Raw genomic sequence first — 16,960 nt, forward strand, 5'->3', positions numbered from 1 at the left:
CGAGCTCGGGCGGTCTGCGATCGTCGTGTGGTGCGGTCCATGGTTCCCCGTCCACGCGGGCTTCGGGTCCCCGCGCTCCTCGCTCTCGTTTCCGGGCACTGGCAGCCTTCACGATAGGCAGGCCGGTACCCGTTTCCGGGGATTTGGCGGGCATGTCCGCGGATGCGCCGGACCGGCTGCGAGGACTCCCCCGCGCGCGTTTCGCACGCCGCCGACGCTCGTTTTGCGCAGAAGCGAATCAGCACGTATGCTTGCTTCTCGGCGGTCGCGCTGCAGAGCGAGGCCTCCGGCCCCATCGTTTAGTGGCCTAGGACACCGCCCTTTCACGGCGGCAGCACGGGTTCGAATCCCGTTGGGGTCACTTTGCAAGGCGTATATAATTGAACAGCTTCATCACGAGGCCCTGTAGCGCAGTTGGTTAGCGTGCCGCCCTGTCACGGCGGAGGTCGCGGGTTCAAGTCCCGTCAGGGTCGCTCAGGCGACAAGCCCTTTCCCTTACGAGAGAAGGGGCTTTCTCCTTATTCGGGCATTCTTCACCGAGTGCCTGAGGCTCTGTAGCTCAGTTGGTAGAGCGTTCGACTGAAAATCGAAAGGTCACCGGATCGATGCCGGTCGGAGCCACAGTCAAAACCCCCGGTTCACCGGGGGTTTTTTCGTGTCAGAGGGTCATTCCCCGGGGCCGCTCGTGAGGCTGTGCCATTAATGTGCCATTAAGAGTTCGCCAGGTTCGGCGTTGTGCCATTTCTGGTTCTGGATGGACCGACTTGGCTTCGCTCTTTGCGCTGGTCTTGGCTCTGCTCGCATCGGCGCTTTCGTCGGCTCGCTTGAGCGCGTCATTCAGTGCTGCGCCGGCTCGGAGCGCGACGCCTTCGCGAGCCCGCGAGTAGCGCTCGGTCACCTGCAGGCTCGAGTGACCGAGGGTCGCCTGCACGTCGGGCGCGGTAGCGCCGGCGTCGAACAGGATCGTCGCGAACGTGTGGCGCAGGTCGTGGATGCGCAGGTCGGGCCGGCCGATCGCCTCGCGCAGCGCTTCCCAGTTCACCGCACGGCGGGCGTTGTGATTCGTGAGTCGTCCGCCGTCGGGTCCGTCGAAGAGCAGGTCGCTCCCCCGCTTGCCTCGCGCCGCGGCTTCGGCGTACGGACGCAGCGCGTCGATCAGCGGGACATCCCTCGACTTACAACTCTTGGGCGACTGCTCGATGAGCTCGCCTCGCACGCCAGGGCTCAGCGAGCGGCTGACGCGGATAACGCCGCGACCGAAGTCGACGTCGCCGACCCGCAGCGCAGTCGCCTCGCCCGCGCGCATGCCCGTGTAGACGAGCGCGGCGAAGTAGCGACGGTAGACGCCGTCGGGAATGAGGCCAAGCAGGGTGGCGATCTGTTCGAGGGTGAGCGCCCGCGACACCGGCGAGATCGACTCGCGCATGCTCGGCCGCTTCACCTCGCGGGCCGGGTTGAAGTCGATGAACCGCGAACGGCGGGCGCCGTCGAGGAGGCGCGAGAGAACTGCGAGGGCGTCGTTCTTGGCGGATGCCCCGCCCGACCACGCGACCATCGCCGACTCGATCATCGGGGAGGGTGATCTCGTCGAGCCGGTGCCTGCCGAGGCTCGGCTTCACTCGAAGCCGCCAGGCCACGCCGTAGCTGCGGGCCGTCGCCGGGCGGATGGATGACTCGATCGCGGGCCAGTACTTGTCGTACCACTGGTCGAGCGTCATCGAGCCGTTCGGGTTGCGGCCGGCGACCATCTTGGCGAGCTCGCGCTTCGCCTCAGCAAGGGTCAAGAAGGTACGGGAGCGCTCGGCAGCGCCGCCCTCGACGCTCGGGCCGACGACGCGGATCTGGTACCGCTGGCGGTCGGCCCGCCAGCGGATGCCCTCGGGCAGCGGCCGACCCGTGCGCGGATCCACCCGCGACGGGGTGTCCTTCGTCGGCCGCCCGGCCATCAGTGGTCCGTTCCACCCCGCGCGAGCAGCTCGTCGATCGTGTCGGCGCTCCAGAGCAGGTGTTTGCCCATTCGCGCGTCGGGCTCGGGGATGAGCCCGTCGTGCCGCAGCTTGTCGAAGCTCGAGACCGGGATGCGACACCGCTCAGCCGCCTCGACTCGGCTCAGGTACTCGACCCTCCACGCAGTGTCGGCCATGACGCTCCCCCTCGACTCATCGGCCGCCGGCTGGCATCTCGTGCATGCCGACCCATGCGCGGCTATTTGCAAGTACCTGAGATTATCACCGCGCGCGGGTTTCGGCAAGTATCTGAATTGCGTGGCTAGACTCAACCCATGCCCGCCACTCCGCGCCGCCCAGGCGATCAGTCATACGACGGCCTGCTGCTCGCCGAAGACCTGCCCGATGGCTGGCACCTGCCAAGCCGATTCCCAGGCGAGCGCGACGACGACGCGAGCGCGCAGATCGACGCCGTGCTCGGGTACGACGACGACGCCACGACCGAATATCAGCGCGAGGGCCAGCGCACCTCCGACCAAAACGAGACGATCGACGGCCGCTGGCGCTACATCGAACACGCGGCCACGCACACCCGCGTGATGATCCGCCTGCAGCGCCAGATGTTCGCAGTGCCCGAAGAGGTACGCATCACTGGCGTGATCTACCTCCCCTGGCGCCCGGGTGACGCGATCACGAGCCAGCTCCTCCGCGAGCTGCCGACCGCCCGCATCGAGGCCGCGATCAACCAGCGCCTCTTCGCGATGAAGTGGTCCGCGACGATCATGGGCGACAAGATCGTGCTGCCCTCAGGCCACAAGGTCGGCCGGCGCGACTTGCTCAAGCCCCTTGGCGACCCGAAGAAGTCGCCCGACTTCTACGAGCTCGTCGCCCTGCAGCACGGACAGCTCACCCGGGAGGGCGACAGGAACCCGAGCGCGACGATGGCGGAGATAAACGGGGTCGCGCTTTCCACCGCGCAGGGATGGATCACGAAGGCGCGTGAGCGTGGGCTGCTTCCGCCCGGGCGGCGGGGGCGCGCTGGATGAGACGCCTCACGACGCGAACCACAATCGCGATATGTTCATTCAGATTGCAGACAACGGGAGCCTTGGAATGACCGACATATTCGAGCAGCGTCGACAGTACTCGTTGGATCGGGTCGGGCAGCTGAAGGAAGCAATCACTGAGCTAGCTGAGCCGATTGAACTTGCTGACCTAACCATCTTCACCGTCGGGTCATATGGCCGCCTCGAAGCCAGCACAGAATCGGATGTTGACCTCTTCTTCGTGTATGGCTCCTCGGACGCGTCTAAGGAGCATCGTCGCACGAATGAGATGCGCCTCTTTGGCCGACTGATCGAAGCGGTTGAGGATCTCGGCTTTCCGAAGCTCTCTAATGACGCCCAGTACCTTCAATCACACGAAGTCAAGAAGGTGCTGAAGCATCTCGGGAGCGCGGTCGACGACTCGCGTAACTACTTCACAACGCGGATGCTGTTGCTGCTCGAATCGCGCTGCCTGTACGGCGACGCAAGCTACGGCAATGTAATCAACGCGATGCTCGAGTCGTACTACCGCGACTATCCCACCCACGAGGAGAACTTCCGGCCTTGGTTCCTTCTCAACGACATAATGCGCTTCTGGAAGACCCTTCTGCTGAATTACGAGAACAAGCGCAATCGAAATGATGTGCCTGCCGACCCGAAGCCGCGAGTCAAGAACTTCAAACTCAAGTACAGCCGGGCAACGACGTGCTTTGCGACCGTCTGCGCCGTTGGCGCGTCACTGGGACCAGTCGGACAGCATGAACTGGTCGAAATCGTCAGCGTGACTCCCCGGGAGCGTCTCCTCAAGGTCGCCGCCGAACGCCCTGACTTTCGCAAGGCCGTTGACGACATTCTCGAGGACTATGCCTGGTTCTTGGAGCAAACCGCCCTCCCCACCGAAGAGCTTGAGGCCAAATTCGTCGGCAAGGAAATCAAGACTGAAATGTTCGCGCGGGCCAGCGTCTACGGCCAGAAGATGTTCTCTCTCATCCGCGATATTGACGAGGTAGCGGACGGTAATCTTCTGCGTGCACTGGTGGTCTAGTGCCCCGCTCGGTCGAAATCGCATTCCTTAGCGAGTCCAACGTCTCTGGCGCACTAGAGCTAATACGGCGGGTACTGCAGCCGTCCAGCCGATCCCTGCCGCACATTACCCTTCGACACGCCGCTCGATCGCGAAACGGACTATGGGCTGCTGATACGAGAGATGGCGCAGTCGAGCTGGTCATTGAAGGCCCAGCGAGTTTTGATCGGGAGCGAACCGACCGTGGGCTTAGGACGCTCGTGCTGGTGTGCAGTTCAGAGGCTCTGGAGCTGAGGAGCTACAAGCCCGACTTTCCAGCAAGTGTTCCACACCTGACGCTCTACGATGGGCCGCCCTCGACCACAGCGGCTGAAGCCCTCGCCTTGCTTTCGAGATTCACTTGGTCCCTGCAAATGCATACCGAGCTCTCGATTCGTGATTCGACCCACAGCGCGCTCCTCGCGTCGACTTCGAGAACGAGAAGCGGTGTTCTACTAACTGACGCCGCAGAGGGTGTTCGCAAGAAAATATTCGATCATCTGGGTCTGGCAGACGAGCCGATCGACGACCTTTCACCAACGCTCCAGAAGGCGGTTATCGAAGCCGCGGCGCAGATAATTCATGCGGATCCGGCAGTAACTGAGTCTGAGGCGAGGCCCGCCCCCGACGTCAGAAATGTCGATCCTTCACGCGCCGGTCAACTCGCATTCTGGACGCCTGAAGAGGTGTGGTCCATAAGCGGGGTAGCGCCACGGCACCAACGTGGCGCCCTCAGACAACGGGGCGCCTTCGCTACGCCTCCGGAGCTAGCGCGAGACGTGGCGCGATCTGTTGCCGACCACCTCCGCCTAGATCCAAACGACATGGTCGATTTTGGTGACCCTGCCGTAGGGAACGGGGTGCTCTACGCGGCCCTGCGAGAATCTGTCGGACATGAGCAGATCAACTCCGCTCGCGTCGTCGAAATCGACCCGTTGACGGCGCAATCCACTGACCGAAGGTGGGCACGTTCCGGCATCAGCGTGCTGACTGGCGACTTTCTCAATGCGCCCGCTGAGCACGAAGCCTGGTCGGTAGTGCTTGCCAATCCGCCGTATAGACGTTCGCAGGATATCGCCCAGGACCTTTCGCATCTGCGAGCTGCCTTCGATGGTCGGCTCGGTGTCTCGGTGAGCGCGCGCGCAGACCTCTACGTTTATTTCATGCTCCAAGCAGACGCCTGGATGCGCAAGGGTGGCATTGCCGCTTGGATCGTCCCGTCAGAGTTTCAAGTCACTGCCTACGGCGCCGCGTTGCGCACATATCTGACCCAGAACGTCTCGCTCGTCCAGATGCACACCTACGATGCGAGTGACCCGCTCTTTGACAACGCTCTCGCTTCAACATGCGTCGTTGTGTTTAGAAAGGAGCCGCCCAGCAATGAGCAGGATGTCCATGTGACATCCGGCGGCACAATGGCGAGGCCAAGAGACCGGAAAGTCGTTCCCCGCTCGACGTTGCGGGCTTCCCGTCGCTGGTCGTTCGCTGCCCTTGCAGCACCTAGCCGCCCGAACGAGTCAGCCAGCGTTCGGCTTGGAGATCTATTCACCTTTCGGCGCGGGATTGCGACTGGCGCCAACTCCTACTTTGTGCTCGATGACGATGAGCTCGTAAAGCATGAGGTTCGTCCCGAATGGGTTCGCCCGCTAGTTCCGGCAGCTCGAACTCTTGATGACGGCCGCATTCGAGCAGACCACCATCAGAATCCAATTCCGTCATCGGGTCGCTGGCTGATCGACACCGATGTCCCTCTCGAGCAGATTCGGCGGCATAGCCCAGTCTTCGCGAGTTACTTGGATGACGTCGAAGCATCCGTAGGTGACAGGTATCTGGTGGCGCGGCGCCCCTCAAGCTTCAAGCAAGAGCCGCGTGAACCTGCCCCATTTCTCTTCCTCTACATGGCAAAGCGTGACACGTCGACGCGCCGATTCCTGTGGAACGAGAGTCGCGCAATTCACCTGAACAATTTCATCGGGATGTACCCTCGTCCGGCGCTTTGGGAGAGGTTTACCGACGCCGATGCTGTGTTCCAACGGCTCTCCTCGATCGAATCCAGTCGTCTCGAAGAGGCTGGACGAACCTACGCAAGCGGGCTCCTCAAGCTTGAGCCGAGAGAGCTCGCCCAACTCGCACTTCCCGAATGATCTGGCGCGCCGAGCAACAGGACTAACGAGGTCGCATCTTCACCAGCCGAATGAATCAGCCACATCTGAATGGAAGTATGCTACCGTAGGTAGTTGCTAGAACCTGAGCTAGCTCGGAGGAAGGCGATGCGTGGTGGACTTGCCCGCAAGTTGATGGCGCAACCGTGACGTCCCGGCACCATTCTGACTCGGTTCAGGGTCACCCATCGGTCGGTCGGATGGCGGACCGCTGGCCCTGAATGTCGCCAACCGCCCCAGCGGACTCGCCGCGGCAGGCAAGGTCCAGGTTGCGCTTGTCGTACAAGTAATCGATAATGGTTGAGCGGACCCGCCCCACACACGTGGAATGGCGGGTCTAGCTGTTTAACGTTCAGATCGGTGTAGGACCCCCGTTGACGTCTTTGCTCTGCAGGAAGTCCTCGTACCAGGTCCACCCGAACTGGTTGCCTGGATGGCGATTCAGGTGGGTGAAGGCGCTGTAGGCGACGAGGTCCGCCATCTGAACCCACTGCGACCGCCGCGAGTCATGCATCATCGGGTCTTCGATGAGATGCCTGCTGTCCAGAGGAAGTGCGCGGTGGGCGTTGAAGTAGGTGTGATCATCGCCGTTGCCGTCCATACTGACGAAAGCGTAGGTGTCTTCGGCACGGTGGGCGTCGTTCCAGCGCTCGATGAGGCTCTGGTAGACCTCACCGCGTTCGTCGAAATAGGCGCGCCCGGTCGCTGTGGTGCTGCGGTAGACGGCACCGAACTTGATGTCGGGGGTGGTGGACAGGGTGGTCAGACTGTCCACGGCGACAGCTCGTCCGAGGGTCTTCCAGTCTTCGGGATCGGTCGAGGGCCGTGTGGAGATGCGGGTGCGCCCGTTGACGAACTTCGTCGCGTGCAGCTCCGTCGCAGGCGGGACGAGATGGTCGCGGTAGAGCCGCTTACGCAGTTCGAGGATGCTTCTCAGCCCGTACCGCCACCGATCGGGTGCCACCTCGATCCAGCCGTAGACGATCAGGCCACGATCGACGGAGCCCGAGTCGTCGACGTAGAGCATTCGGGAGATGGTCATGCCTGGTCCTTCGGGTTGGTTGCGGTCTTGGATTCGAATTTGAGTCGTTTGCGTCGTTCGTTCTTCGCCAGGGTCTGTTTCGCTGCTCGTGCCTGGTGTCCGTACGGTCCGACGAGGGAGTACCACATCCGTACGGTCCTACCGTGGGACGCGAGGGGTGCCTTCACGACCTCTGCTCGACGAGACAGGATTCCGAGGGCCTGGAGTTCCGTCAGACCTTTCTGTGCTGACTTCGGCTTGATGCCGTACCACTCGTCCACGTTGTCGTAGGTGAGCCAGACCTCGTCCTTCTTGTTCGTCTCCTTCGCGACGACGAGCAGCATCACCAGCGCTGGGAGCGAGAGCTTCGCAAACAGTTCCTCGTTCCAGAACTCGTCAGGGAGGGAGAAGTATGCGTTCCATCGGTCCTGGCGGCCACCGGGCATCTCGTAGTCCGCACCGCCGTCCTCACGTCGAGGCACAGGACGGATCAGGCGCTTCTCACGCTTGCCCTTGGTCACCAGACCGAGCTGCTCGAGCTCAGCCCAGGCCCGGGACAGGGTGGACGACGACCAAGTCGGCCCACCCTTGGCGGTGAGCGCGCGGATCCAAACCGCGCCTTCGAGCGGCTCTCGTCGGTCCTTCAGCCACGGCCAGCAGGTGAGCAGCATGATGTAGAGCAGCAACGGCCGATGCTTGCGCTCGTGCAGCATCACGGCGAGAGTAGAAGCTCGAGGCTTGTCACGATCAGGAAGCTGAACGAGGACGTGGCGCAGTTGGGTGTACCCCCGCGCCGACAGCCGGGTCAGCTCCGCCCTCGTCTCTGCTGGCGTTGCGGCTGCAGGTTGTGTGTTCATGAGCACAATCAAACCACAGGCATGCACTGTGAGTCCCAGAAACGCGCCAACATCATTTGCAGCGCCGCACCAGATAATGCGATGCGCCATTCGATTCGCCGATGCGATGCACGTTGCGAGGCCATGCGATACGCCAATGCCGGATTGCACAGAGTTGCGGCTCCGTGGACCCGCCGGGACTCCACCATGCTCGAGTCACGCCCAAATTCTCACCACGCCAAACTGGGCGTGTCGCTGGCCCTGAATCCGGCGCTGCGTAGGACGCAGCAGGCGGGGCCTCCCTGATCGCAATCCCAAAGCCGGTCGCTCGGCATCGATGATGAATGGCAGTATTCCGGATGCGGCAGATCTGGATGGCTGCGCACTCCAAGGGCGACCGTCATACGCAACCACCTGAGCACAAGGTCATCGCTGTGCGCGCAGGCCGGCCCAGCCAGGAGTCTGCTGGTAGTCCAATTGGTCGATGGCGCGGAATTCGGGCCGCGCGCCAGAACCCACTAGTTTCCCACTGAGAAGGGCGAACCAGCTGGCAATGGTCGCGATCAGCGCCCCAGTGAGCACGACTGCCCATGCGTACCCTTGACGGTCAAAGCGTCGCTCAGTCCGCAGCTCTGACTCTGTAAGTGCTTCCCGTGGAAGGCCCTCGACAGCCGCAAGTTCACGTCGCCGTTTCCCGACCCGCCAGCGTGGAACGGAACTACGAATCCGCTCGCGTTCCTCTGCCATGAGGGCATTCTTGGTCGCAAGGAACGAATCCATCGATTCAATGCCGTCCCTCAGCGCCAAGACCAACTGCCACGCAACTCCAACTAACGCCAAGGTCGAGGCAACGGCGAGCCAGACGTCTGGTTCCTGCACGCCCCTACCGTAGCGTTCTCAGAACGCCGACCTAATTGAACCGAAGCGCCAACTTCCGTCAGCCAGCCGACGCCCGACTGACGACATGTGCAGCGAGCGCCCCCGGCGAGATGACCGCACGTCGATACAGCGCATCGTCGAGCTGAATTCCGTCGATCACGTCATAGATCGAGATTCGCGAGAGTTGAACGGCGCCGGCAACTGCAGCAGCGTCCTTCATCGCGTCGTATAGCGCGCGCTGCTTCCAACGAGGGGCGCCGAACGCACCAAAGACGCCGTCGGGATCTGCCCCGCCGAACATGCGCTTCGCGGAGTCATTCGACCAGCGCTTCCCGCCTGTACCTGCTTTGCCCTCCCACGCCGCACAGTAGTCGGTGTACGCCTGACGCCACGGAAGTTCAGACGCCCACGACGCATGCATCGTCTCGCCTCGGTACCGATTGAAATGGAACGACTCGTCGAGCTCGACCATGAGTCCATCTGAGTACGCGATATCCCACGGACCCGGCGCGAGCCAAGGCTCAGACAAGGTTCCTCCGAACGAGCGATACACCTCTAGGATCGCAGCAGCCAGTTCCGGCGGTAGTGTTTGCAGCCGCGGCGAGGGCGGCCTGGGCGATTCCGTGAACTCTGCCTTCACGAGCAAAGACCGTAGCTCACGCGACCGCGCGCCCGTTGCAACCATATGAGCATCCTGCCAGCGCGTACCGCTTTGAGGATGCGGCTTGCAAGACCGGATCGGCCACTCCGCCAGCCCGATCTTGTGCCATCAATGTGCCATTAAATGCGAGAAACCAACTGTGACCGTTTCGAAGAATCCCTGATCAGCGCGATATCATGCCTAAGAGAATTGAGCGAAAACCGCCCAGGCTCACTGAAAATCGAAAGGTCACCGGGTCGATGCCGGAGCCACAGTCAAAACCGCTGGTTTACCGGGGGTTTTTGCTTCTAACCCTCGGTCACCCCGCGTATACCCCGCACATTCAAATGAGGCCCTCGAGCCGCCTCCCCATAACCTCAGCAGCCTTCGTTGATCCCTTCAAGGTGTTGATGTAGACGTCCTGGGTCATCGACGGGTTCTCATGACCGAGGTAGTCGGCAATCTCGGTGGCCGACAGTCCCTCCCTGTCGAAGATCGTCGCCACGGTCTTGCGAAACGAGTGCGTGGAGAGCTCGGGGTAGCCGAGCGCTTCGCGCCGATCCCTGAGCTCCCGCTGCGTGTTCGACGGATCGCGCAGGCGCATCAGCGGTGTCGGGAATAGAAGACGTCACCGCCGTCGCCCACCCGCTACGCCCTCTGCGAGACGATCACAGCCCAGGCCACCACTCCTCGCCATCTCCGCCAGCTCAACGAGCGACTGTTCCCTGGCGGTGGCGCGGACTCGAGTGCCCTGCGCGGGTGCGAGGTCGCCTGGGACATCCGTGAGATCCCGCTCTCCGAGGTGCCCAAGGAGATCGCCTGCACCTGAACTCGGGCGACGCTGCAAGACCTGCGGCGATGCCGCGACTGCGTTGCTCGTCAGCGCAGTCTGAACCTAAGGAAATGGGCCATGCCCAAGCTGACCGATCGCTGCGCCTGCGGGCACACCGCGCTACAATACCTGTCCCGGCCGCCGCGTCGTTGCAGCGCCGCTCCCGGCGGCTGCCCGTGCCCGAACTGGGTGTCCCGGCCGCCGGCGCCGCTGGCGGTGAGAGTCATGGCTGACCCGCTCGAGTTCGACGAGTTCGTGGAGCTCGTCGGGAGCATCCCCGTCACCTTTGACCCGCGCCGCGACTTGACGAAGTGCGACGGCACTGCTGAGTGCTGGTCGACACTGCATGTGCACGGATGCTTCTCGGATGACGGATCGTGCATCGACAAGAAGGCGCACGCGGCACCTGTCGGATGACCCATGCAGTGTCCAGTGTCCGCCCTGACCTCTAGGATTCGAGCGTGACGACAGAGACGCCCGAACTCGATGCTGCCGCGGTCGGCCGCGACATCGGCCTCCGCGCCCCCGCAGGCCTCCCGCCGGAAGTCCTCGCCGAGACTCTCCGCACCGCAATCGCCGCGGCGATACCGGTCACCCAATCCACTCCGTACCCGCGCAAGCCTCGAATGTGGCCGTGGTGGCTCGGCTACGCCGGGCTCTGGGGGGTGGTTGCGCTCCTCGCGCGTATCGAGAGCACCGGTGGAAGATTCCCGAGTGAAGTTCGGGTGCTGCTCGGGATGCTCGCCCTCGGGCTCGTCCTCGCCACCTTCGTCCTTCTCGTCGTCGGGAGGGCCCTGAAGTCCGGCCACGCGTCCAAGATCGCCGCGATCGACGCGGTATCGCAAGCGGCGGCTGATTCCATCAGGGAGACTGCGCTGAACTCGGCATGGGAGATGGCGAATCGGCCCAGCCGAATCGCACCCAAGACCACGCTGCGGCCGACATGGCCACGCCCGGCACCGCAGCCCTATGGCGTCTCCCACCAGGGCGCCGAGGAACTCGCCGCCGGCTGGATGCGCCACCTCGGCGCGGACGACGCAGTCGTGACGCAGTTCTCAGGTGACGGCGGGATCGACGTCGTCTCGTCTCGGTGCATCGCGCAGGTCAAGAACCTCGCCCCCGGCTCCGCAGTGCCGGTGGCCCAGATCCGCGAGCTGGCCGGAGTCGCTGCACACGACGGGCGGACGCCGGTCTTCTTCACAAGCGGCTCGTACAGCGCCGGCGGCGTCGAGTTCGCCGACCGGGCGAAGATGGCACTCTTTATCTACGACGCGCCTCGAGGGACCCTCTCCTCCGCCAACGGAGTGGCGCACGTCGCGCTTCAGCACGGTCTTCACCCGCGAATCTGATTCTGCAGATCCCGGTCTCCGCCATCCGCTCCTCAAGGAGTTATCGACGAAGGGGCCAGCATATCGGCGAGCCAGTCACGAATCGTGCACTGCGCGATGAGACACGTCCGAGTAGGTAGCCTGAAAATCACTACCGAGCGCACCCGCGAAAGGCGCTCATCGCGAAAGAGGGAGATGCTCGGAATGCGACAACCCAATGCACCATCGACATCGAGCAATCCTCCCGCCGACGGCGAGGTCCTCGAGGCCGAACTGGCCTGCGCCGCTCGAGCGGGTGCGTAGCTTTGGCGACCGTCGACATTCAGATTCTGCCTCAGCCGTCGCCCGTGGCCGAACACCTGGAACGCACTACGCCGCAGTAAGCGCCACGCCGACTATTGCGCGTACGGCGACATCATCCACCGCGTCGTCGGTCGCGTAGGGTTCCCACCGGTCAAGCTGAGACAGCACCCATTCCCAATGCGCGACGCGCAGGGTGATTGTCAGCGAATGCTCGCGCGGCGGCCACCCATATGAGTCACGCGCACCCTCGTAGGCCGCAGACGCCCGCCATCCGGCGTCGCGCACGCATGAACCAGCGACCAGCGTCTCGACGACGCCGTCGACCATGTCGACAGCCATCGAGTTGTCGACGCACCCGTCAATGCGAAACCACAACCTCACCGGAATCCCAATCGAAAGGTAGCGCACGCGGCAATTGTCGCAGAGCCCAGACAGGGCATCCGGATTCTCGGAAACGGCACCGAGTGACTCCACAACAGTCAGGGCAGATGGCATCCATTGACTGCAATGGCTGGCCCGTCGCTGGCCGCCATCCCCACCTTCGCCGCAGCCGGCCTACCCGGGCGGGTCGGCCCGCTCTTGACGGGCCCACTCGCCCCTCACCCGAGCCTCCCCCGCGCAGCCAGCACCTCCTCCGCGAAGCGGGCGGCCCCGTAGCAGCGCACCTTCAGGGTGACGTCGGGAGTCGTGATCGCGACGATCCTGGTGATGAATCCCGGGAGCACCTCGACGCCGGTGATCTCCGCGAGCGGAATGGTGACGTCGAGCGTTCCCGACTGCGCGATGCGGTTGAGGCCGTTGGCGGCGAAGCTGACGGCCTCGGTGGTGAGCGTGACCCGACCGCCGACCCACAGGCCGCCCCAGGCAGAACGGAACCACCCGAGCACCGGGGTGCGGACGTTGACCTTCACGTCCTCGATCAACGCGTTCGCGACCTTGCTGACCAGCAGCTCTGCGGGCATACGTCCATTGTCGCGCGCCACCCCCAGCCGAACGGCGCCGCGAGCGGGCTCGCGACGCCGTTCAGTCAGGTACGACGACCTCAGGCCGCGGTGAGCGCCCCGATCTCGAGCACGCTCGAGCCGTCGGCGCAGACCTCGAACGGCGCCGGCGCGACGACGCCCGGTCCGGCGCCGTCGGAGGTGATGTACGCCCGCACATGGTCGGCGGTGATCGCCTCGCAGCTCAGCGACTTCGGGGTGAGCGCGGTGCCGAACACGGTGGCGACGTCGCCATTCGCGAGCACGAACGGCTCGCCGTCCGTGCCGACCGCCGACGACCATCCGATACGAGATCCGTCGGCCGCCTCGACGACCAGCCCGGGCCATCCCCACATCGCGCACGACGTGTCGCTGACGTTCGTGAAGACGAGCTCGAAGGCCTCTGCACCGTCGGCCGAGCGGTCGGGCCGCGCGACGAACTCGAGCGAAAGCTGCTCGTCCTGGCACTTGGCGGGCAGTTCGGGCTCGGGCTCAGGCTCGGGCGAAGGCTCGGCGGGCTGCGTCACGTCGCCGGGCGCCCCGTGGAGCGGGGCCAGCGGCCCGAGCCACAGCGACCAGGTGCCGTCGATGCAGACCGGGATCTGCACGTCGTCGACGATGCCGCTACCGGCGCCGTCCGACGAGATGTAGGCGCGCAGGTGGTCGGTGGTCGCCTCGGCGCATCCGACCGCAGCGGGAACATCGGCCGTCCCCTCGGCGACCGCACGGCCGCCGTTCGGCGGCAGCACGGCCAATGAGCTGGTCGCACCCGACGTGAGCGCCCAGGTCAGCATCGCACCGTCGGCGTCCTCCGCGACGAGGCCGGGCCACCCGTCGAACGAGCACGGCTGCGACGCGGTGTTCGTGAAGACGAGGTCGAAGGCGTTCGTCGCGTCCGTCGAGCGGTCGGGGCGCTCGACGTAGTCCATGGTGAGCTGCGCGTCTTCGCAGTGGACGGGGCCGACCGGCTTGGCACGGTCCTTCCGGTGCGTGTCGCCGGCAGCTTGCGCCGGTGCGGCCTTCGCAGCCGCCAGTGCGGCGGTGGTCGCGCGAGCCTCCAGCGTCACGACGTCGGTCGCGAGCACCGGCGCGGATGCCGCGGCTGCGGCCGTCGGCGCGCCGCCTGCGTCGAGCGCACCCGCCACGAGCGCCGACCCCCCGGTGAGCGTCACGGTCAGCGCCACCCCGACGAGCGCTTGGAACATCACCCTCTTGGTGTTCATGTCGTTCCCTTCTGCGCCGCCCGATCAGGCGGCTCGAAGGGGACGCTAGCATATGGGCAGATATCTTCCTATAGCGATACCGATATCTTCCTATACAGCTTGGAGATATCTTCCTATACTGGCCCCATGCCACGAAGACGAGAAGGCCGACTGGTCGACCTCGAGGTCGACATCCTCGGCGCGGGTATCGAGCTTCAAGCCGAGGACGGCGACTTCTACGGCTTCGCCCTCGCCAAGCGCATCGCCGACCGATCCGGCGCCTCGTCGCTCACGGCCCACGGCACGCTCTACAAGGCGCTCGGCCGCCTGGCCGAACGCGGCATGGTCGAATCCGAGTGGGAGGATCCCGAGATCGCCGCGACCGAAGGGCGCCCACGCCGGCGGCTCTACCGGGTGACCGGTGTCGGCGCCGCCGCGTGCCGTGCGGAGACCGAATTGCGCACGGCGCCCGCCGCCGTCCCGAAGCCCCGGTCGGCCTTCGCATGACCGCCGTCACGCTCGAATCCGACGAAGTGCTCGAGCTCGAGGCATCCGCCCGCCGACGTCACACCGCAGCCGGGCGCGTCGACGCCGCCGTGCTCGCGTGGGGGCGCTGGTACACCGCCGACCTGCCCGGCGAGATCGCCGCCGAACGCCGGGCCGAACTCGCCTCCGACCTCTTCGAGGAGCGCGCGCACTCGGGTGCGGGCGCGACCGGGTCGATCGTCTGGCGGGCGATCCGCGGCGTGCCCGCAGACCTCGCCTGGCGCGGGGCCCGGCTGCGCCGCGCCGCGATCGGCGCGCCGCGGGGAACGCTGCCGATCGCGATGCCCGCGCTCGCGCACCTCGCGGCGATCTCGCTCGTCGCCTGGGGCGCGTTCGTCATCTGGCGGGTCGTGAACAGCATGCTGCTCGGCACGTGGCACGGTGCGGCCGACGTGGCCGAGCTCACCGCCGTGGGGCTCGCACTCGCGGTCGCCGGTTCGTGGCTGCTCATCGTCGCGCGGCGCCGAGGGATGGCCGGGCTCGTGCTCGCGGTCGCGGCCTACCTGCTCATCCGCTTCGGCACGTATGCGCTGGTCGATACGAGCGTGACCTTCACGGAGTTCTACGCATCGTCGACGGCGCAGATGGTGCTGCTGAACCGTCTGGCGACGGGCGCGGCGGTGCTCTTCTTCCTCTCGATGGGCGTGTGGTGGGCGGGCCCGGCGTCGTCGACCGAGGCATCCGAGCCGTCGAAGGAGGCGTCGCCATGAACCTCAGACGACTGACCGCGCCGATCGCGATCGGCGGGCTCGTCGTGTGCGCCGTCGCCGCCGGGCTCACGGTCGCGGGCGCGTACGGGGTCACGCCGTTCGAACTGCCGCGCGAGGCGGAAACCGCGACGGCCGTGACCGGCGGCGATACGCCCGTCGCTGCGGGCTCGGCGAACGCGACAATCGACGACGGCATCATCGTCGTCGATCCGTTCGCCTCGGAGCCCCTGTCGGACGAGGAACGCATGGAGTTCATGGGCCGTGAGCAGGTCATCGCCGAGTGCATGGCCGAGCAGAACACCGAGTACCTGCCGTCGGCGCCTTGGCTGAACCAGCACCCGCAGCCCCGCGGCCTCAGCTTCGAGCAGTCGGTCATCTGGCTCAACGCCTTCTACGGCGAATCACGCGAGAGCTGGTCGGTGCCGACAGCCGAGTGGGAGCGACGCGGCTGCGTCGGGGTCGGCGATCACGCGGTCGCGGTCGCCCGGGCGGCCGGCACTCCGCTCTCGGCTCCCCTGCCCGAGCCCGACCCCGACGCGCTGACCTGGGAGGAGGAGGCCGCCGCGTACTCGGCGGTCGTCGAATCGTGCATGGCCGAGCTGGGCTTCGGGCTCAACAGCGACGGCACCGCGGCATGGGATGACGCGATGTGGGGTGACACGGGCGCCGGCGCCGCCTACCGGTGGGAGGAGGCCGGCTGCGCCGGCTACGCGACCCACGTCACCGGCAACGACAACATGCACTGAGCACGCCCGACGGCGGGATCGCGTGCGGCCCGAGGCTGCCACGGCGTGCTTCGGGCGGTGATCCATGGCCCCCGCGGAAGGGATGGCGCGCGCGACCCCGCGGTCGGTACGGTGAACGCGACACTGTCCGAGCGCGGAGGAAGCACGGGTGGAACTCGAGCGATGCACGCCGGGCGGCGAGGCGGTCGGGGCGCGGGCGACACGGTGAACGAGACTCGCACCGAGCCGCGACCCGAGCGCGAGGCGGCGATCCGCGGGCTCGTGCTCGGGCACGTCGAGGAGTCGCGGGAGCGGGACGCGCGCCGCCGCCGACACCGCTGGTTCGCCTGGGGCGGCGTCGGCCTCGTCGTCGCGGGTCTCGGCACGGTGACCACGGTCGTCTGGCTGCAGTCGCAGCTCGTCTCCAACGATCAGATCATCCACTGCTTCCGGACCGAGGCGCTCCCCGACGGCGACCGGCCCGATGCCATGGCCTACATCACCTTCGCGGACGAAGCGGAACGGTCGGAGCACGCCGTCGAGGTGTGCACGATGATGTGGGAGCAGGGGGCGCTCGCGCCGGGCTTCGACCCGACATCGCTCACGAACCCCACGGGCGTCGCGCCCGAGTCGTTCGTGCTGTGCCGCATGGGCGACGGCAGCACGGCCGTCGTGCCGTCCTCCGCGCCGGCGATCTGCTCGCGGCTCGGTCTCGCGCTGCTCGAGACGGGCGACTGACGA

19 protein-coding genes, 3 tRNA genes and 1 pseudogene are annotated in these 16,960 nt (G+C 65.4%); 12 read left to right on the top strand and 11 right to left on the bottom strand.

All coding sequences use genetic code 11. From position 1 onward, the window contains the following. Nucleotides 1–288: 288 nt before the first annotated feature. The 3 genes from ACFVTH_RS03570 to ACFVTH_RS03580 all read left to right on the top strand — a co-directional run bounded on the left by ACFVTH_RS03570 (nt 289) and on the right by ACFVTH_RS03580 (nt 621). Nucleotides 289–361, top strand: a tRNA-Glu gene (locus ACFVTH_RS03570). 38 nt (nt 362–399) lie between these two features. Beyond that, nucleotides 400–473, top strand: a tRNA-Asp gene (locus ACFVTH_RS03575). A 75-nt stretch (nt 474–548) separates the two neighbouring features. Continuing rightward, a tRNA-Phe gene (locus tag ACFVTH_RS03580) sits at nt 549–621 on the top strand. Nucleotides 622–658: 37 nt separating this feature from the next. Here the strand turns inward: ACFVTH_RS03580 and ACFVTH_RS03585 are convergent. From ACFVTH_RS03585 to ACFVTH_RS03595, 3 genes and pseudogenes are all read right to left on the bottom strand, one after another. After that, nucleotides 659–1,426 (bottom strand): tyrosine-type recombinase/integrase, encoded by a 768-nt coding sequence (locus ACFVTH_RS03585; protein ID WP_387086807.1) that lies wholly within the window; start codon nt 1,424–1,426, stop codon nt 659–661. A gap of 163 nt (nt 1,427–1,589) precedes the next feature. After that, a pseudogene (locus ACFVTH_RS03590) lies at nt 1,590–1,946 on the bottom strand (hypothetical protein); the annotation flags it as partial. Next, on the bottom strand, nt 1,946–2,143 hold the full coding sequence (locus ACFVTH_RS03595; protein WP_387086809.1) for a hypothetical protein: 198 nt from the start codon (nt 2,141–2,143) through the stop codon (nt 1,946–1,948). The pseudogene ACFVTH_RS03590 and the gene ACFVTH_RS03595, both read right to left, overlap by 1 nt. Before the next feature lie 138 nt (nt 2,144–2,281). Here ACFVTH_RS03595 and ACFVTH_RS03600 point away from each other — a divergent pair, with 138 nt between their 5' ends. From ACFVTH_RS03600 to ACFVTH_RS03610, 3 genes are all read left to right on the top strand, one after another. Continuing rightward, nucleotides 2,282–2,992 carry a hypothetical protein gene (locus tag ACFVTH_RS03600; protein ID WP_387086811.1) on the top strand — a complete coding sequence of 237 codons (711 nt, stop codon included), beginning with the start codon at nt 2,282–2,284 and terminating at the stop codon, nt 2,990–2,992. 31 nt (nt 2,993–3,023) lie between these two features. Beyond that, nucleotides 3,024–4,037: a DUF294 nucleotidyltransferase-like domain-containing protein gene (locus ACFVTH_RS03605; protein WP_387086813.1), complete on the top strand. Its 1,014-nt coding sequence runs from the start codon at nt 3,024–3,026 to the stop codon at nt 4,035–4,037. A 392-nt stretch (nt 4,038–4,429) separates the two neighbouring features. Further along, nucleotides 4,430–6,199: an Eco57I restriction-modification methylase domain-containing protein gene (locus tag ACFVTH_RS03610; protein WP_387088701.1), complete on the top strand. Its 1,770-nt coding sequence runs from the start codon at nt 4,430–4,432 to the stop codon at nt 6,197–6,199. Nucleotides 6,200–6,569: 370 nt separating this feature from the next. Here the strand turns inward: ACFVTH_RS03610 and ACFVTH_RS03615 are convergent, their stop codons facing one another. The 5 genes from ACFVTH_RS03615 to ACFVTH_RS03635 form a co-directional block, all read right to left on the bottom strand. Next, nucleotides 6,570–7,259: a DUF3800 domain-containing protein gene (locus ACFVTH_RS03615; RefSeq protein WP_376944061.1), complete on the bottom strand. Its 690-nt coding sequence runs from the start codon at nt 7,257–7,259 to the stop codon at nt 6,570–6,572. Next, on the bottom strand, nt 7,256–8,095 hold the full coding sequence (locus ACFVTH_RS03620; protein ID WP_387086815.1) for a hypothetical protein: 840 nt from the start codon (nt 8,093–8,095) through the stop codon (nt 7,256–7,258). The genes ACFVTH_RS03615 and ACFVTH_RS03620 overlap by 4 nt, the downstream gene beginning before the upstream one ends. Nucleotides 8,096–8,500: 405 nt before the next feature. Beyond that, the gene (locus ACFVTH_RS03625; RefSeq protein ID WP_387086817.1) at nt 8,501–8,953 is read right to left on the bottom strand and encodes a hypothetical protein; all 453 of its coding nucleotides are present in this window, start codon (nt 8,951–8,953) and stop codon (nt 8,501–8,503) included. Nucleotides 8,954–9,011: 58 nt separating this feature from the next. Further along, entirely contained in the window at nt 9,012–9,425 is a 414-nt protein-coding gene (locus ACFVTH_RS03630) for a hypothetical protein (RefSeq protein WP_376944057.1), read from the bottom strand. Nucleotides 9,426–9,936: 511 nt separating this feature from the next. Then, nucleotides 9,937–10,197 (bottom strand): tyrosine-type recombinase/integrase, encoded by a 261-nt coding sequence (locus tag ACFVTH_RS03635; protein WP_387086820.1) that lies wholly within the window; start codon nt 10,195–10,197, stop codon nt 9,937–9,939. A gap of 306 nt (nt 10,198–10,503) precedes the next feature. Here ACFVTH_RS03635 and ACFVTH_RS03640 point away from each other — a divergent pair, with 306 nt between their 5' ends. Beyond that, nucleotides 10,504–10,842, top strand: a complete 339-nt coding sequence (locus tag ACFVTH_RS03640; RefSeq protein ID WP_387086822.1) for a hypothetical protein — start codon at nt 10,504–10,506, stop codon at nt 10,840–10,842. Nucleotides 10,843–10,886: 44 nt separating this feature from the next. Further along, nucleotides 10,887–11,774: a restriction endonuclease gene (locus ACFVTH_RS03645; protein ID WP_387086824.1), complete on the top strand. Its 888-nt coding sequence runs from the start codon at nt 10,887–10,889 to the stop codon at nt 11,772–11,774. Between the two features lie 348 nt (nt 11,775–12,122). Here the strand turns inward: ACFVTH_RS03645 and ACFVTH_RS03650 are convergent, their stop codons facing one another. The 3 genes from ACFVTH_RS03650 to ACFVTH_RS03660 form a co-directional block, all read right to left on the bottom strand. Beyond that, on the bottom strand, nt 12,123–12,464 hold the full coding sequence (locus ACFVTH_RS03650; RefSeq protein WP_387086826.1) for a hypothetical protein: 342 nt from the start codon (nt 12,462–12,464) through the stop codon (nt 12,123–12,125). Between the two features lie 191 nt (nt 12,465–12,655). Continuing rightward, nucleotides 12,656–13,018, bottom strand: a complete 363-nt coding sequence (locus ACFVTH_RS03655) for a hypothetical protein (RefSeq protein WP_387086828.1) — start codon at nt 13,016–13,018, stop codon at nt 12,656–12,658. 80 nt (nt 13,019–13,098) lie between these two features. Then, nucleotides 13,099–14,259 carry a DUF4232 domain-containing protein gene (locus ACFVTH_RS03660; protein WP_387086830.1) on the bottom strand — a complete coding sequence of 387 codons (1,161 nt, stop codon included), beginning with the start codon at nt 14,257–14,259 and terminating at the stop codon, nt 13,099–13,101. A 126-nt stretch (nt 14,260–14,385) separates the two neighbouring features. Between ACFVTH_RS03660 and ACFVTH_RS03665 the strand changes: the two genes are divergently transcribed. From ACFVTH_RS03665 to ACFVTH_RS03680, 4 genes are all read left to right on the top strand, one after another. Continuing rightward, nucleotides 14,386–14,745: a PadR family transcriptional regulator gene (locus tag ACFVTH_RS03665; RefSeq protein ID WP_387086832.1), complete on the top strand. Its 360-nt coding sequence runs from the start codon at nt 14,386–14,388 to the stop codon at nt 14,743–14,745. Next, nucleotides 14,742–15,494, top strand: a complete 753-nt coding sequence (locus ACFVTH_RS03670) for a hypothetical protein (RefSeq protein WP_387086834.1) — start codon at nt 14,742–14,744, stop codon at nt 15,492–15,494. Before ACFVTH_RS03665 ends, ACFVTH_RS03670 begins: the two co-directional genes overlap by 4 nt. Next, entirely contained in the window at nt 15,491–16,240 is a 750-nt protein-coding gene (locus ACFVTH_RS03675) for a hypothetical protein (RefSeq protein ID WP_387086836.1), read from the top strand. The genes ACFVTH_RS03670 and ACFVTH_RS03675 overlap by 4 nt, the downstream gene beginning before the upstream one ends. A gap of 204 nt (nt 16,241–16,444) precedes the next feature. After that, nucleotides 16,445–16,957, top strand: a complete 513-nt coding sequence (locus ACFVTH_RS03680; RefSeq protein WP_387086838.1) for a hypothetical protein — start codon at nt 16,445–16,447, stop codon at nt 16,955–16,957. Nucleotides 16,958–16,960: the final 3 nt, after the last annotated feature.

The sequence above is a fragment of the Agromyces sp. NPDC058104 genome, assembly GCF_042884835.1.
GTDB lineage: Bacteria > Actinomycetota > Actinomycetes > Actinomycetales > Microbacteriaceae > Agromyces.